Genomic DNA, 13,997 nt, shown 5'->3' on the forward strand with positions numbered 1-13,997 from the left:
TCCGCGCCGTCAGCACGCAAGAGTAGGGAGGATCCGGCGCGAAGTGCTTGCGAATACTGCCTGGGATACACCCCGATCGGGAAGAATCGTCGCCATGGACGCCGTTGACAGGAAGATCCTTGCCGAGCTGCAAGCGAACGGGCGAATCTCGCTCACCGACCTCGCTGCGCGAGTGACGCTGAGCGTCTCCCCCTGCCACCGCCGCGTCCGCGCGCTCGAGCAGGCCGGCGTCATCACCGGATACCGCGCCCGGCTCGATCACGCCGCTCTCGGCCTCGGCTTCCAGGCCCTCATCTTCGTCACGATGCGCTCCAGCGACCGCGACACCCTGCACGCCTTCGAGAGCGCCGTCAGCGACCAGCCGAACATCCTCGACGCGCAGCGCCTCTTCGGGAAGCCCGACTACCTCCTCCGCGTCGCAGCCCGCGACCTCCCCGCCTTCCAGCAGTTCTACGACGACCAGCTCGCCGCCCTCCCGGGCGTGCAGCTCCTCACCTCCACCCTCGTGATGAAGAACGTGATCGAGGACCGCACGCTCCCGCTCTGATCACGCAGGTCCGACCCGCGCCATTTCAGGGACCGGTCGACAACCCCTACCGAACTGATTCATGCCGCGGTGATCGCGAAGAGCCCGCCGATCCCGACGGCGTAGAGGACCAGGACGATCAACGAGTCCACCCCCATGCCGGCGATGCGGCGCGAGGGTCGGAAGATCAGGCCGACGACGTAGACGAGGGTCAGCAGCGCGGCGAGCGCCGTGAGGTAGATGTCCGACGAGCCGGCCTGCGGCAGGACCGCATTCCCGGACAGCACGGTCGCGACCAAGAAGAGGACGGGCAGGAATGCGTTCCCGCCGAAGATGTCGCTGATGGCGAGGTTGTCGTCACCCTGCTTGATCGCCTGCAGTCCGGTCGAGATCTCGGGAAGGGAGGTGGCCAGCGCGAGGACCGTTGCTCCGAACAGGACTCCCGACAGGCCGAGCTGCGAGGACGCGGCGTCGCCCGTGCGCTCGAGGACGACGCCGGCGATCAGAGTCGCGAGGGCCGAGACGGAGAAGACGATCGCCGCCTTCCGGGTGCTCATCGACTGCTTCTTCGTGTCGCTGGAGCGGGGCGGTGTCGCGTCGGGCGCGCGACCGTCCTCGTGCCACGGGAGGTGGTGGCCGGCGCGCTGCACGAGCAGCAGGCCCACCACCCACAGCGCTGCGATCAGCACCACATCGGGTGTCAGGCGCAGCACCTCCAGACCGGCGGGCAGCTGACTGCCGGCGATGACCACGGCGAGCACCGCGACGACCACCAGGCCCTCGAGCACGAGCGTCAGCGACGCCGCGCGGTAGGTGAGCGGCTTCACGCCCTTCCCCCGCTTGCCGAAGACGTCGAGCACGACGAGCACGACCGTCTGCAGAGCGATCCCGCCGAGGATGTTGCCGACGGCCACGTCGAGGTTCCCCGAGAGCGCCGCGGACACGGTGATCGCGATCTCCGGCAGGTTCGTGGCCACAGCGAGGACGATCAGCCCACCCAGAGCGCTGCCGAGGTGGAGGCGCGCGTCCAGCACATCCGTCGCCTTCGAGAGCTGGATCCCTGCCACCCAGACCACGGCCGCAGCGGCGAGGAAGATCACGACGAGCACGAGAAGAGGAAGACCATCCATCCCGCCAGTGAACCGGTTCGACGACGACCTCAAGAGCCCTTGCGCATTCGTCCGCTGCTCTTCGACACCCGCGCCCAGCCGACCGGCGACGCACTGCAGAAGTGCACGAGCACCGTCGCCGGCGTCGCCCGCGTCATCTACAACGACGACAGCCCTTCATGTGGGTGCGACACGAACTGGCGCTAGAACACCGCCACGCAGTGCCGCGATGCACAGATTCTCGCGGCGCTCGGTGGCGCATCTCCATGTACCGGTGGACGATCCCCATACGGGATGGGCGGGCAGCCTCCCATACCGTCACTAACGTGACGTTTTGACAGCATGATGACATACCGTGGTCGGATGCACCCTCCGCAGCTCACTGAGCACGACCCGCCCTTCCAGGATCTGGTGCTCAGCGTCCTCCACCTCAGCAACGTCCTCTCCGCATCCGGGGATCGCCTCGTCGCTGATCTCGGGTTGACCTCGGCGCGCTGGCAGATCCTCGGCGCCCTCGCCGCGGGTGCGCCGCGGCCGGTCGCCTGGCTCGCCCGCGACCTCGACGTCTCCCGGCAGAACGTCCAGCGGATCGTGAACGACCTCGAACGCGACGGCTTCGTGGCCTTCCAGCCCAACCCGCACCACCGGCGCGCGCAGCTCGTCACCCTGACGCCGGAGGGCGAGACCGTGCTCGCCGCCGCCGCCGCCCGCGCCGCGCCCTGGGCGGGGAACGCCGCCGCAGGGCTCGATCCGGCCGCCGTCGACACCGCCCGACGCGTGCTCCACGCGATCGGCACCGCGGTCCAGGCCCACGACACAGACTCCCGCCCGAAGGACGCATCATGAACGACCGACCGGACCTCCCGCCCCTGCTCAAGTACGGCAACGCTGCGGTGAAGCTCCTGAACCGACTCGGCGTCCCGGCCGGGCCGCCGAGGATCCTCACCGTCCGCGGACGCGTCAGCGGACAACCGCGTTCCACGCCCGTCTCGATCGTCACTCTCGAGGGCGCCCGCTACGTCGTCGCCGGGCGGCGGATGGAGTGGGTGAAGAACGTCCGCGCGGCGGGCGAGGGCGAGATCCAGCGCGGCCGGCGACGAGAGAGGGTGGCCTTCACGGAGCTCCCCGAGGAGCAGCGCGCCCCTGTCCTCCGCGCGTATTGGCACCAGCACAGCCAGGGACGAAAAGTGGCCGCCCGCATCTTCGAGGCAGGCGAGAACGCGGGCCCGGACGACTTCGCAGCGGCGGCTCCTCGCTGCGCCGTGTTCCGGCTCGCGGCGGTCGACCTCGATCGCTGACGCGAGAACCGCCTCGCCACTCCGCACCGGTCGACGTTCCCCCCAAGGGACGCTTTCGAGGGCCGTTCCCCGAGGCAAGCGGTCTGTCCGCCGAGTCGGTTCGCATCACCGGCGATCCGACGCTCCTGCCCCTGGGGGTGAGCTGCACCTACGACGCCGACGGTGATGACGTCGGCCCGCAGACGATTCATCATGACGACTTCCCTGCGACGGTCGGCCTCCTCGCGAGCGTCCTCGCCTTCGGAGGCGGCGGGACTCTCGTCCTCGTCCGCGACTAGCGGGCCATCAGCGCCCGCCAGACGATGCCCTTGCGGGACACCACCTCACGTCGGCTCGTCGCGCGGGCGCCCTCATGCCAGGATCGGGCCATGGGGATCAGCAGAACCGGAATCACGCTCTCGATCACGGCTCTCGCCGGCGTACTCGTGCTGTCCGGCTGCACCGCGGACGAGACCGCCGGCGACGAATCGTCGACAGTCGCTGTCGAATCGTCAGGCGTGGATCCGGCGGGCTCGCCGGATCCGGACGCGTCCGACGACCCTCAGCTCAGTGCATTCGAGCAGCAACTCCCCCTGAGGGGCGACTTCGTCAGTCAGCAGACCGAGACGACAGGATCGGTCCTGATCGAGCGCCGCGCGGACGGATCGACCTGGGCGACCGTCACCGGATTCTCGACCGGTGACGCCTCTGACCTGAGGCTGCAGCTCAAGGAGGGCGCGCTCGAGCAGGACAGCTCGGGCGCCTGGGTCGACACTGCCGGCTACTCCTTCGACATCGGCCCTCTGGACCCGGAACAGCCGGACCAGGAGATCGCCATACCCGGAGCGCACACCATGCCGGCGATCAGAACCGTCTCCGCCATGAACTACGAAGGCCCCGACTACCCGTCCTTCGGGTCCGTCTCGCTCGAGAGGTAGCCCATCGCGCACTCGTCGATGCCGAGACGGAGCACCGCTTCGGATGTCTTCTCCGTCCCGATCCTGCTGCACACGATCGGACTGTCCGGACTTCTCGCCCTGCCCTTCCTCTTCGTTCTCCTCGCTACGGCCTCGCGTGTTCGACTGGAGGGTGGTGGCTCGCCGACCACCGACCCGGCGGACCAGCTCTCTCAGCCGGCCTTCTCGATCCACTTCGTCAGTGGCGGGCTCATCCTCGTCCTCGGAGCCGTCCGACTCGCGAGGGGGACATCGACAGCGGTCGATGGGATCCGGGCGGGAGTGGCGCTGCTCATCGTCCTCCTCGCGGCAGGCGGATGGGCAGTGGCCGACAGACAGCCATCGGTCTCGACGGACGGTATCGACCCCATGCGGCCGTCGCCGGCGGCGACGGATCGCCTCTCGGCGTGATCGTGCGCAGCAGCGAGGCTGCGGAAGTCGAACCCGGCGAGACGAGCGAAGTGATCCTTCAGCTTCTCTACGACATCGACTACAGCTCCCTCAGCGCCGGAGCGGACTTCGGCGAGCGGCATCGACGCACGCTGACCACGAAGATCCCTGCATCTGACTGGATTGCCGTTATAGTGAGAATCACGGAGCGAGGCGGGGCCGCCCCGAGCGGTCTCCCTCCCCCCGCTCCCGACCCCTCTCGACTCCCTTTGGATGCCCCGTGACCACAGCCGCCGCCGTCCGCACCGCGACCTCGCGCCCGTTCTGGAGCGGAGCCGCCGGCGCCGGCATCACTGTGGGCGGCGCCCTCCTCCTGCTCGCGACCGTCCTGGAGTGGCATCAGGCCCGCGAGGGCACCGCCGCGCTGGTGCCCGCCATCACCGTCCTCCTCGTGGTCTCGACGGCGGCGCACGCGGCGGCGATGCTCCCGCTCGCGTTCGGCCGCCGCGGCAGCGACGGCGCCGTCGCGGGGTCCGTCCTGGGCAAGGCGGCCCTCCTCGTCTTCGGGGCGGCGTTCCTCGCGAATCAGCTCAGCTACCTCGCCGCCGCGTACGCGCTCCCCTCGCAGGTCGACTACGCGGCGCTCGGCGACTTCCAGCTCGGTGCGGGGGTCGTGCAGTCCGCGGCCCTGCTGCTCGGTGGCGTCGTCATCGCCCGCCGGGGCGTCGCGACCGGAGCCGCCCGCTGGGCCCTCCTCGTGCTCGCGACCGTGTCGATCGTCCTCGGGGTCTCGACGCGGAGCGCCGACGATCTCGACGCCCTCACCGCCCTCCTGCTCCTGTCCACGGTCGCGCAGATCGTCACCGGGGTCGTCTTCCTCCGTCACCGCCGGCGGTCCCGCAGGTGACGGCCTCCACCGGGCGCGCCCGGGCACCTGCCTCCGTAAGCTCGTCGGGATGAGCGGCGGCGACGAGCAGAGGGCGGCCTCCCGCCCCTACGACGCCCGTCGGCGGCGCGAGCGCGGCGACACCGATCGCGCGCAGACCCGGGCGCGGATCCTCGACGCCGCGGCGGGACTGTTCCTCAGCCAGGGCTACGCGGGGACGACGATCTCGCAGCTGGCCCGCGCGGCCGGAACCTCCGTGCAGACCATCTACCTCGCGATCGGCGGCAAGGCCGACGTGCTCCGGGCGCTCACGGCGGCGATGACGACCGGGGAGGACTCCGAGGCGGGCGTCACCGACCAGGACTGGGTCGCGGCGGTCGCGGCGGAGTCCGATCCCGAGCGGCAGCTGCGGCAGCTCGCGCACCACTCCGTCGCCCTCGCGCAGCGGGCCGCGCCGCTCTGGAACGTGATGGCCGCCGCCGCGCAGGACGACCCCGCCCTCGCCGAGGACCTCGCCCGGCAGAGCGCCGGCCGCCTCGCCGACCAGCAGGCGTTCGCCCGGCTCGTGCGCGGTCCGCTGCGCGACGACATGACCCCGGAGCAGGCGGGCGACATCCTCTACGCCCTCGCCAGCCCGCAGCTCTGGAACCTGCTCGCCCTCGACCGCGGCTGGAGCGCCGAGCAGCTCGAGCGGTTCCTCGGGGACGCGCTCACCCGCCTGCTCCTCCCGCCGCACGCCGAGAGCCCCGCGAACCACCCCGAAGACCCCGAGCACCACCCCGCATCGACCTGATCGAGGAGCCGTCGTGGCCACCATCCTGCTCTGCAGCACTCCCCTCTACGGTCACCTCGCACCGCTGCTCGCCATCGGCAGGCATCTCGCCGAGCGGGGGCACCAGGTCATCGTGCTGACCGGCTCCGCCTTCGAGGAGCGCGTGCACGACGCCGGCCTGCACCACGAGGCCCTCACCGGTCGAGCCGACTTCGACGAGCGCGACGAGGCGAGCTTCCTGCCCGACCTGCACCGGCACCGCGGGCTCGCGCTCTCGCGGTACCAGGTCGAGCAGACCTTCGTCGCGACCCTGCCGGAGCAGCACCGCGCCGTCCGGGCGATCCTCGACCGGGAGCGGATCGACGCCGTCCTGACCGACTCCTTCTTCGCCGGGATCCTGCCGCTGCTCGAGGCGGACCCGGCCTCGCGCCCGCCGATCCTCGGCGTCGGCATCGGCCCGCTGGTCCAGGTCAGCCGCGACGTCGCTCCGTTCAACACGGCGCTGCCGCCCTCCGCCACGCCGCTCGGGCGGCTGCGGAACCGCGCGCTGAACCTGCTCGTGGCCCGCTTCCTCTTCGCGAAGACCCAGCGGCTCGCGGAGCGGCTGGTGCAGGAGGCGGCAGGCGTGCCGCTCCGCACCTTCGTCCTGGACTTCACCGCGGCGTTCGACCGCTTCGTGCAGCTGGGCCCGGCGGAGTTCGAGTACCCCCGCTCGGACCTCAGCCCGAACGTGGTCTTCGCCGGACCGATTCCGAGCGCCGCCTCTCCGGCCGTCCTGCCCGACTGGTGGGCCGACCTGCACGACGGCCGCCCGGTGGTGCACGTCACCCAGGGCACCCTCGACAACCACGACCTCGGGAAGGTCGTCCGCCCCACCCTCGAGGCGCTCGCGCACGAGGACGTGCTCGTCGTGGTCAGCACCGGCCGCGCGCCGCTCGCCTCCCTCGGCCCGCTGCCGGCGAACGCCCGCGCCGCGGAGTTCCTGCCCTACGAGCAGCTGCTGCCGCTGACCTCCGTGATGGTCACCAACGGCGGCTTCGGCGGCACCCTCCTCGCCCTCCGCCACGGCGTCCCGCTCGTGGTCGCCGGCGCCGCCGAGGACAAGCCCGAGGTCGCCGCCCGCGTCGCGCACTTCGGCGTCGGCGTCGACGTGCGGACCGGGCGGCCCTCCGCTGAGGCGCTGCGCACGGCGATCCGCGCCGTCCTGCGCGACCCGTCCTACCGCGCCCGAGCCGTCGAAATGGCGGCGGCCATCGCCCGCTGCTCCCCGCTGGCCACGATCGACGACGAGCTGAGCCGCCTCCTGCGGGGGGAGCGGAGGAGCTGAGAGCGCTCCCGGGCGACCGGCCCCCGCCTGACCCCCGAGGGGGATCACGACCGACGCCGGCGCCTCCCCCGCCGCTAGCCTGGGGCCGTCGGCTCCGCACCGGGCCGGCTCGAGGGGGGTACTCGTGGACGATCAGCGGACGGCATCGGCCTGGCGGCGGTTCTGGGAGCGCGGCGGGGGCTGGCGGGCGCTGCTGCTGGCGGCCGTCTACTACGGCCTCTACGAGCTGATCGGCTACCTCCTCGGCTTCGTGGTCGGCGACACCGGCAGTCCCCTCCGCGGCGAGGAGGGATCCGCGACGGACGTCTTCTTCTCGATCGGGCTGCCGATCCTGCTCGCGAGCGTGCTGCTGGTGCTCTTCGCGCTCTCCCTCGGCTGGCTGCGCGAGCTGTTCGCCCCGCAGCGGATCCGCGGCCGCGGCTGGATGTGGATCGGGGTCGGCGTCGTCCTCGCGATCAACGTGTCCGCCCTGCTCGACCTCGACTACGCCGGCGCGGGCGGCGCGCTCATCGCCTCCTGGCTGCTGACCGGCCTGTTCGTCGGCTTCGCCGAGGAGACGCTCACCCGCGGCTTCGTCGTGAACCTGATGCGCAAGCGCGGCCACGGCGAGATCCGCGTCGCGCTGGTCTCGGCCGGGATCTTCGCGGCTCTGCACATCGGCAACGTCTTCACCAGCGACCAGGGCGTCGCCGTCACCGCGCTCCAGGTCGCCTACACCTTCGGCTTCGGCATCGTGATGTACCTGGCGCTCCGGGTGACCGGCAGCCTGCTCGGGCCGATCCTGCTGCACGCCTCCACCGATCCCACGCTCTTCCTGCACGGCGCGCACCCCGCCGGCACGATCGCCGGTCTCCTGCCCGCCCTCAGCACCTTCCTCGTCATCGGGACGGGGCTGATCCTGCTGCTCGTCCTCATACTCGGCGAGCGCCGTCGGACCCGGAGCGCCGTCTCGGAGGGAGCAGTCGCATGACCGCGAGCGCCGATCGGCGCGCGGTCCCGCGCACGATCCCGGTCGGGATCGCGGCCGCCGTCCTCTACGTGCTGATCGCCGCCGGTGTCGGCACCCTGCTCGATCCGCTCGCCGGCGGCGACGACACTCTCGACTTCGTGATCGGGACCTGGCTGCCCGTCGGCGTCCTGATCGTGATCGGGCTGCTGTTCGCGCGGCGTGCGGGCTGGCTGCGGGAGGCGTGGACGGCGCCGTCGCCGTTCACCGAGCGGCGGCGCTGGTGGCTGCTCGCGATCCCCGTCGTGCTCGCCGTCCAGACCCTGCAGCTCCTGCTCGCCGTGCCGTGGGCGGAGCGGGCGCTGCCGATGGTCCTCGTCTACCTGGTCGGCTGCCTGCTGATCGGCTTCGGCGAGGAGCTCTACTTCCGCGGTCTCTTCCGGGTCGCCGTCCGCGGGCACCACGGCGAGCTGGCCGCGCTGCTGATCACCTCGATCGCGTTCGGCCTCGGGCACGTCGCCGGCTACCTCCTCAACGGCGTCCCGCTGCCCGCGACCGCGGTCGCCGTGGCCTTCCTCGCCATGGACGGCGCGATCTTCTACGGCGCCCTGCGCGCGACGGGGACGCTGTGGGTGCCGATCCTGCTGCACGGCCTCGGCGACTTCGCCCGCTTCCTGCAGCAGGGCGGCGACGACCAGTCGGCCGCCCCCGAGGTCAGCGGCGACGCGTTCACCGCGCTCGTCGAGTACATCCTGATCGGCCTCTCGATCGCGCTGGTGGTCAGCGTCGCCCGGAGCGGCCGTCGCGAGCGGAAGGCGAGGAGGGCCGCCGCCGTCCCGGAGTGACGCGGCGTCCGGGGCTCCCGACGGCAGGCGCCTGGGCCGCGGCCGTAGGGAACCCGTGAGGTTCCGCCGTCGACCCGTATGGGAACCGTGAGCGCCGCCGAGCGGCGGGCCGCGGAGGTGTCTAGTGAGTGCTCGTGCCAGCTCTGGCACGTGCCCGCGGATCCGCGGTCACGATCCGCCTCCGGATGGAGTCCTCCCGTGCTCGACCTCGTCTCCGTGATCGGCGTCCTCGCCGTCTTCACCCTCCTCGGCGTCCTCGCCAAGGGGGTCGAGAAGCTGAGCCCCCGGGCCGGCGTCGCCGACCCCCGCGACGCGCGGAAGGGAGGGGACCGGCCGTGATCGTCCTCGACACCCTCGCCGCGGTCCTCGCGATCGCCGCGGTCGGCTACCTCGTCGTCGCCCTCGTGAAGCCGGAGCGCTTCTGATGGCCGCCTTCCTCGCGATCCTGCAGGTCGCCTCCGCCGCCCTGATCCTCGTGCTGCTGCACCGCCCGCTGGGCGACTACATGGCGCACCTCTACTCCTCGCCGAAGGACCTCGCCGTCGAGCGCGGCTTCTACCGCCTCATCGGCGTGGACGCCCGCGCCGAGCAGAGCTGGCAGGCCTACCTGCGCGGCGTCCTCGCGTTCTCGCTCGTCAGCGTGCTGCTGCTCTACGCGATCCAGCGGGCGCAGGCCGTGCTGCCGTACTCGCTCGGCTTCCCGGCGATCCCGGAGGGGCTGTCCTTCAACACGGCGATCTCGTTCGTGACCAACACGAACTGGCAGTCGTACTCCCCCGACGTGACGATGGGCTACTCCGTCCAGCTGATCGGCCTCGCCGTGCAGAACTTCGTCTCGGCCGCGGTCGGCATCGCCGTCGCGATCGCCCTCGTCCGCGGCTTCGCCCGGCGCGGCAGCGGCACGATCGGCAACTTCTGGGTCGACCTCACCCGCGGCCTCCTCCGGCTGCTCCTGCCCCTGGCCGTGCTCAGCGCGGTCCTGCTCCTGGCCGGCGGCGTGATCCAGAACGTCACCGGATTCACCGACGTCACCACGGTCACCGGCGCCACGCAGAGCATCCCGGGCGGCCCGGTCGCCTCGCAGGAGGCGATCAAGATGCTCGGCACCAACGGCGGCGGCTTCTTCAACGCCAACTCGGCGCACCCCTTCGAGAACCCCACCGCCTGGACCAGCCTGCTGCAGGTGGTCCTCATGCTCGCGATCCCGTTCTCCCTCCCCCGCACCTTCGGGCGGATGGTCGGCGACGCGAAGCAGGGCTCCGCGATCCTCGCGGCGATGGCCACGATCTTCCTCGTCTCCCTCACCGCGCTCACGCTCCTGGAGCTCGGCGGGAGCGGCGGCGCCCCGCAGGCCGCCGGCGGCGCGATGGAGGGCAAGGAGACCCGGTTCGGGATCGCCGGGTCGACGCTCTTCGGCGCGACCAGCACCCTCACCTCCACCGGCGCGGTCAACTCGATGCACGACTCCTACACCGCCCTCGGCGGGATGCTGCCGATGCTGAACATGATGCTCGGCGAGGTCGCCCCCGGCGGCGTCGGCTCCGGCCTCTACGGGATGCTCGTGCTCGCGGTCCTCGCGGTCTTCATCGGCGGGCTGCTCGTCGGCCGGACGCCGGAGTACCTGGGCAAGAAGCTCGGCCCGCTCGAGATCAAGCTCGCCAGCATCTACATCCTCATCACGCCGACCCTGGTGCTCGCGGGCACCGCGCTCAGCTTCGCGATCCCCGCGGTGCGGGCCGACGTCGAGGGCACGTCGATCTGGAATCCCGGCCTGCACGGCCTCTCCGAGGTGCTCTACGCCTTCACCTCCGCGGCCAACAACAACGGCTCGGCCTTCGCCGGACTCACCGCGAACACCCCGTGGTTCAACGCGGCCCTCGGAGTCGCGATGCTGCTCGGCCGGTTCCTGCCGATCGTGATGGTGCTCGCCCTCGCCGGCTCGCTGGCCCGGCAGGGCGCCGCACCGGCGACCGCGGGGACGCTCCCCACCCACCGGCCGCAGTTCGTCGGCCTCCTCGTGGGCGTCACCGCCATCGTGACCGCCCTCACCTACTTCCCCGTGCTCGCACTCGGACCCCTCGCAGAAGGACTGCAGTCATGACCGCCACTCTCGATCGACCCGCCGCCTCCCCCTCCCCCGAGAAGACCCCGCGGCGCGGCGCCTCCGCGTTCAGTCCCGAGCAGGTCCTCGCCGCGGTGCCCGGCGCGCTCCGCAAGCTCGACCCGCGCCTGATGGTGCGGAACCCGGTGATGTTCCTGGTCGAGGTCGGCGCCGCGCTGACCACGGTCCTCGCGATCGCCGAGCCGTTCCTCGGCGGCGCGCAGGAGTCCGGCGGCTCCCCCGTCCCCGGCTCCTTCACCTGGGGCATCGCGCTCTGGCTCTGGGCGACCGTCGTCTTCGCCAACCTCGCCGAGTCGGTCGCCGAGGGCCGCGACAAGGCGCAGGCCGACAGCCTCCGGCAGACCCGCACCAGCACGATGGCCCGCCGCCTGCTGGAGTACCGCGCCGGCGACGGCGCCGCGGCCCACGGCCAAGTGCGCGAGGTCTCCTCCGCCGACCTGCAGCTCGGCGACCACGTCGTCGTCGAGGCGGGCGACCTGGTCCCCGGCGACGGCGACATCGTCTGGGGCATCGCCTCGGTCGACGAGTCGGCGATCACCGGCGAGTCGGCCCCCGTGGTCCGCGAGTCCGGCGGCGACCGCAGCGCCGTCACCGGCGGCACCCGGGTGCTCTCCGACCGGATCGTGGTGCGGATCACCTCGAAGCCCGGCGAGACCTTCGTCGACCGGATGATCGGCCTGGTCGAGGGCGCCTCGCGCCAGAAGACGCCGAACGAGATCGCGCTGAACATCCTGCTCGCGAGCCTCTCGATCGTCTTCCTCGTCGTCACCCTGACCCTCAACCCGATCGCCTCCTACGCCGCCGCCCCCGTCAGCGTCCCGGTGCTGGTCGCCCTGCTGGTCTGCCTCATCCCGACCACCATCGGTGCCCTGCTCTCCGCGATCGGCATCGCCGGCATGGACCGGCTCGTGCAGCGCAACGTGCTCGCGATGTCCGGCCGCGCCGTCGAGGCCGCCGGCGACGTCACCACGCTGCTGCTCGACAAGACCGGCACCATCACCTACGGCAACCGCCGCGCCACCGAGTTCGTCCCCGTCGGCGGGACCGGCGAGGACGAGCTGATCCGCGCCGCCGCGTCCTCCTCCCTCAGCGACCCGACGCCCGAGGGGAAGTCGATCGTCGACCTCGCCGCCGCCCGCGGGGTCCGCGAGGACACACTCGCGGGCGAGGTCCTCTCCGCCGAGATCGTGCCCTTCACCGCGCAGACCCGGATGAGCGGCCTCGACCTCCCCGACGGCGCGATGATCCGCAAGGGCGCCGGCTCGGCCGTCACCGCCTGGCTCGCGGACGGCGGCCCCCTCGCCGCCGCCACCGAGCTCGAAGCGCAGGTGCACCGCATCTCGGAGAGCGGCGGCACCCCGCTGGTCGTCGCCGTGAAGGACGCGAGCGGCACGGGCCGGATCCTCGGCGTCGTCCACCTCAAGGACGTCGTCAAGGAGGGGCTCAAGGAGCGCTTCGCCGACCTGCGCGCGATGGGCATCCGCACGGTGATGATCACCGGCGACAACCCGCTCACCGCGAAGGCGATCGCCGCGGAGGCCGGCGTCGACGACTACCTCGCCGAGGCCACCCCCGAGCAGAAGCTCGCGTACATCCGCCGGGAGCAGGAGGGCGGCAACCTCGTCGCGATGACCGGCGACGGCACCAACGACGCCCCGGCGCTCGCGCAGGCCGACGTCGGGGTCGCGATGAACACCGGCACGTCCGCGGCGAAGGAGGCCGGCAACATGGTCGACCTCGACTCCGACCCGACCAAGCTGATCGACATCGTCCGGATCGGCAAGCAGCTGCTGATCACCCGCGGAGCGCTGACCACCTTCTCGATCGCCAACGACATCGCGAAGTACTTCGCGATCATCCCCGCGATGTTCACCGGAGTCTTCCCCGGCCTCGCCGTGCTGAACGTGATGCAGCTGCACTCGCCGTCCTCGGCGATCCTCTCGGCGATCGTCTTCAACGCGCTCGTCATCATCGCCCTGATCCCGCTCGCCCTCCGCGGCGTGGCCTACCGCGCGCTCAGCGCCTCGAAGGTCCTCAGCCGCAACCTCCTCGTCTACGGGCTCGGCGGGGTGATCGCGCCGTTCATCGGCATCAAGCTGATCGACCTCGTCGTCTCCCTCCTCCCCGGCTTCTAGCCGGACCCCGCAGTCCTCGGCACTCGCAGCACTCCCAGCACCCCCAGCACTCCCAGCACTCCCAGCACTCCTCAGCAGGAAGCAGACCATCCCATGACCACCCCCCGCACCGGGCTCCGGCAGTACGGAGTCGCCCTCCGCGCCCTCCTCGTGCTCACCGTCGCCCTCGGCGTCCTCTACCCCCTCGCGATCACCGGCCTCGGCCAGGTCGCCTTCGCCCGCCAGGCGAACGGCTCCCTGCTCACCGAGAACGGCGAGACCGTCGGCTCCAGCCTCATCGGCCAGTCCTTCACCGACGCCGACGGGAACCCGCTGCCCGAGTGGTTCCAGTCCCGGCCCTCCGCCGCGGGCGACGGCTACGACGCGAGCGCCTCCAGCGGCTCCAACCTCGGCCCCGAGAACGAGGACCTCATCGCCGCGATCGAGGAGCGCCGCGCCGCGATCGCCGCGTTCGACGGCGTCGACCCGGCCGCCGTCCCCGCCGACGCCCTCACCGCCTCCGCCTCGGGACTGGACCCGCAGATCAGCCCGGCCTACGCCGCGATCCAGGTGGCCCGCGTCGCCGCCGCCCGCGGGCTCACCGAGGAGGACGTCCGCGCCCTCGTCGCCGAGCACACCCAGGGGCGCGACCTCGGGTTCCTCGGCGACGAGACCGTGAACGTCCTCGAGCTCAACCTCGCCCTCGCGGCGCAGGCGAGCTGAGGCG

Annotated in this window: 17 protein-coding genes; 16 read left to right on the forward strand and 1 reads right to left on the reverse strand. The window is 71.8% G+C overall.

Annotated elements, in window-relative coordinates; all coding sequences use genetic code 11:
* Positions 1-94: 94 nt before the first annotated feature.
* The gene (locus EDF45_RS07965) at positions 95-547 is read left to right on the forward strand and encodes an Lrp/AsnC family transcriptional regulator (protein WP_123735705.1); all 453 of its coding nucleotides are present in this window, start codon (positions 95-97) and stop codon (positions 545-547) included.
* Positions 548-606: 59 nt separating this feature from the next.
* On the opposite strand, the gene EDF45_RS07970 is transcribed toward EDF45_RS07965, so the two are convergent.
* On the reverse strand, positions 607-1,656 hold the full coding sequence (locus tag EDF45_RS07970; RefSeq protein WP_123735706.1) for a sodium:calcium antiporter: 1,050 nt from the start codon (positions 1,654-1,656) through the stop codon (positions 607-609).
* Positions 1,657-1,695: 39 nt separating this feature from the next.
* Between EDF45_RS07970 and EDF45_RS21200 the strand changes: the two genes are divergently transcribed.
* The 15 genes from EDF45_RS21200 to kdpC all read left to right on the forward strand — a co-directional run bounded on the left by EDF45_RS21200 (position 1,696) and on the right by kdpC (position 13,993).
* Positions 1,696-1,842: a hypothetical protein gene (locus tag EDF45_RS21200; protein WP_185020130.1), complete on the forward strand. Its 147-nt coding sequence runs from the start codon at positions 1,696-1,698 to the stop codon at positions 1,840-1,842.
* A gap of 156 nt (positions 1,843-1,998) precedes the next feature.
* Positions 1,999-2,481, forward strand: coding sequence for a MarR family winged helix-turn-helix transcriptional regulator (locus tag EDF45_RS07975; protein ID WP_123735707.1), 483 nt, complete (start codon positions 1,999-2,001; stop codon positions 2,479-2,481).
* Positions 2,478-2,933, forward strand: coding sequence for a nitroreductase family deazaflavin-dependent oxidoreductase (locus EDF45_RS07980; RefSeq protein WP_123735708.1), 456 nt, complete (start codon positions 2,478-2,480; stop codon positions 2,931-2,933). The genes EDF45_RS07975 and EDF45_RS07980 overlap by 4 nt, the downstream gene beginning before the upstream one ends.
* Before the next feature lie 368 nt (positions 2,934-3,301).
* Positions 3,302-3,850, forward strand: coding sequence for a hypothetical protein (locus EDF45_RS07985; protein ID WP_123735709.1), 549 nt, complete (start codon positions 3,302-3,304; stop codon positions 3,848-3,850).
* 18 nt (positions 3,851-3,868) lie between these two features.
* Positions 3,869-4,279, forward strand: coding sequence for a hypothetical protein (locus EDF45_RS07990; protein ID WP_123735710.1), 411 nt, complete (start codon positions 3,869-3,871; stop codon positions 4,277-4,279).
* Positions 4,280-4,538: 259 nt separating this feature from the next.
* Positions 4,539-5,165, forward strand: coding sequence for a hypothetical protein (locus tag EDF45_RS08000; RefSeq protein ID WP_123735712.1), 627 nt, complete (start codon positions 4,539-4,541; stop codon positions 5,163-5,165).
* Between the two features lie 49 nt (positions 5,166-5,214).
* Positions 5,215-5,937 carry a TetR/AcrR family transcriptional regulator gene (locus EDF45_RS08005; RefSeq protein ID WP_123735713.1) on the forward strand — a complete coding sequence of 241 codons (723 nt, stop codon included), beginning with the start codon at positions 5,215-5,217 and terminating at the stop codon, positions 5,935-5,937.
* Positions 5,938-5,950: 13 nt separating this feature from the next.
* Positions 5,951-7,243 (forward strand): glycosyltransferase, encoded by a 1,293-nt coding sequence (locus EDF45_RS08010; protein ID WP_123735714.1) that lies wholly within the window; start codon positions 5,951-5,953, stop codon positions 7,241-7,243.
* Between the two features lie 124 nt (positions 7,244-7,367).
* On the forward strand, positions 7,368-8,213 hold the full coding sequence (locus EDF45_RS08015; RefSeq protein WP_123735715.1) for a CPBP family intramembrane glutamic endopeptidase: 846 nt from the start codon (positions 7,368-7,370) through the stop codon (positions 8,211-8,213).
* The gene (locus EDF45_RS08020) at positions 8,210-9,034 is read left to right on the forward strand and encodes a CPBP family intramembrane glutamic endopeptidase (protein WP_123735716.1); all 825 of its coding nucleotides are present in this window, start codon (positions 8,210-8,212) and stop codon (positions 9,032-9,034) included. The genes EDF45_RS08015 and EDF45_RS08020 overlap by 4 nt, the downstream gene beginning before the upstream one ends.
* A gap of 198 nt (positions 9,035-9,232) precedes the next feature.
* Positions 9,233-9,373: a hypothetical protein gene (locus EDF45_RS21205; RefSeq protein WP_165909050.1), complete on the forward strand. Its 141-nt coding sequence runs from the start codon at positions 9,233-9,235 to the stop codon at positions 9,371-9,373.
* The gene (gene kdpF / locus EDF45_RS08025; protein WP_123735717.1) at positions 9,370-9,459 is read left to right on the forward strand and encodes a K(+)-transporting ATPase subunit F; all 90 of its coding nucleotides are present in this window, start codon (positions 9,370-9,372) and stop codon (positions 9,457-9,459) included. Before EDF45_RS21205 ends, kdpF begins: the two co-directional genes overlap by 4 nt.
* On the forward strand, positions 9,459-11,135 hold the full coding sequence (kdpA, locus tag EDF45_RS08030; protein WP_123735718.1) for a potassium-transporting ATPase subunit KdpA: 1,677 nt from the start codon (positions 9,459-9,461) through the stop codon (positions 11,133-11,135). Before kdpF ends, kdpA begins: the two co-directional genes overlap by 1 nt.
* Entirely contained in the window at positions 11,132-13,291 is a 2,160-nt protein-coding gene (kdpB, locus tag EDF45_RS08035) for a potassium-transporting ATPase subunit KdpB (RefSeq protein WP_123735719.1), read from the forward strand. The genes kdpA and kdpB overlap by 4 nt, the downstream gene beginning before the upstream one ends.
* Before the next feature lie 93 nt (positions 13,292-13,384).
* Complete coding sequence (gene kdpC / locus EDF45_RS08040) at positions 13,385-13,993, forward strand: potassium-transporting ATPase subunit KdpC (RefSeq protein WP_123735720.1); 609 nt, start codon at positions 13,385-13,387, stop codon at positions 13,991-13,993.
* Positions 13,994-13,997: the final 4 nt, after the last annotated feature.

Source organism: Rathayibacter sp. PhB186 (assembly GCF_003751825.1).
Lineage (GTDB): Bacteria > Actinomycetota > Actinomycetes > Actinomycetales > Microbacteriaceae > Rathayibacter > Rathayibacter festucae.

Bases quoted from the DNA above. Each gene is read 5' to 3' on its own strand.
- EDF45_RS07980 (WP_123735708.1), top strand. From the start codon at position 2,478: ATGAACGACCGACCGGACCTCCCGCCCCTGCTCAAGTACGGCAACGCT.
- EDF45_RS08020 (WP_123735716.1), top strand. From the start codon at position 8,210: ATGACCGCGAGCGCCGATCGGCGCGCGGTCCCGCGCACGATCCCGGTC.
- EDF45_RS07970 (WP_123735706.1), bottom strand. From the start codon at position 1,656: ATGGATGGTCTTCCTCTTCTCGTGCTCGTCGTGATCTTCCTCGCCGCT.
- EDF45_RS07965 (WP_123735705.1), top strand. From the start codon at position 95: ATGGACGCCGTTGACAGGAAGATCCTTGCCGAGCTGCAAGCGAACGGG.
- EDF45_RS07990 (WP_123735710.1), top strand. From the start codon at position 3,869: ATGCCGAGACGGAGCACCGCTTCGGATGTCTTCTCCGTCCCGATCCTG.
- EDF45_RS07985 (WP_123735709.1), top strand. From the start codon at position 3,302: ATGGGGATCAGCAGAACCGGAATCACGCTCTCGATCACGGCTCTCGCC.
- kdpB (WP_123735719.1), top strand. From the start codon at position 11,132: ATGACCGCCACTCTCGATCGACCCGCCGCCTCCCCCTCCCCCGAGAAG.
- kdpA (WP_123735718.1), top strand. From the start codon at position 9,459: ATGGCCGCCTTCCTCGCGATCCTGCAGGTCGCCTCCGCCGCCCTGATC.
- EDF45_RS07975 (WP_123735707.1), top strand. From the start codon at position 1,999: ATGCACCCTCCGCAGCTCACTGAGCACGACCCGCCCTTCCAGGATCTG.
- kdpC (WP_123735720.1), top strand. From the start codon at position 13,385: ATGACCACCCCCCGCACCGGGCTCCGGCAGTACGGAGTCGCCCTCCGC.
- EDF45_RS08005 (WP_123735713.1), top strand. From the start codon at position 5,215: ATGAGCGGCGGCGACGAGCAGAGGGCGGCCTCCCGCCCCTACGACGCC.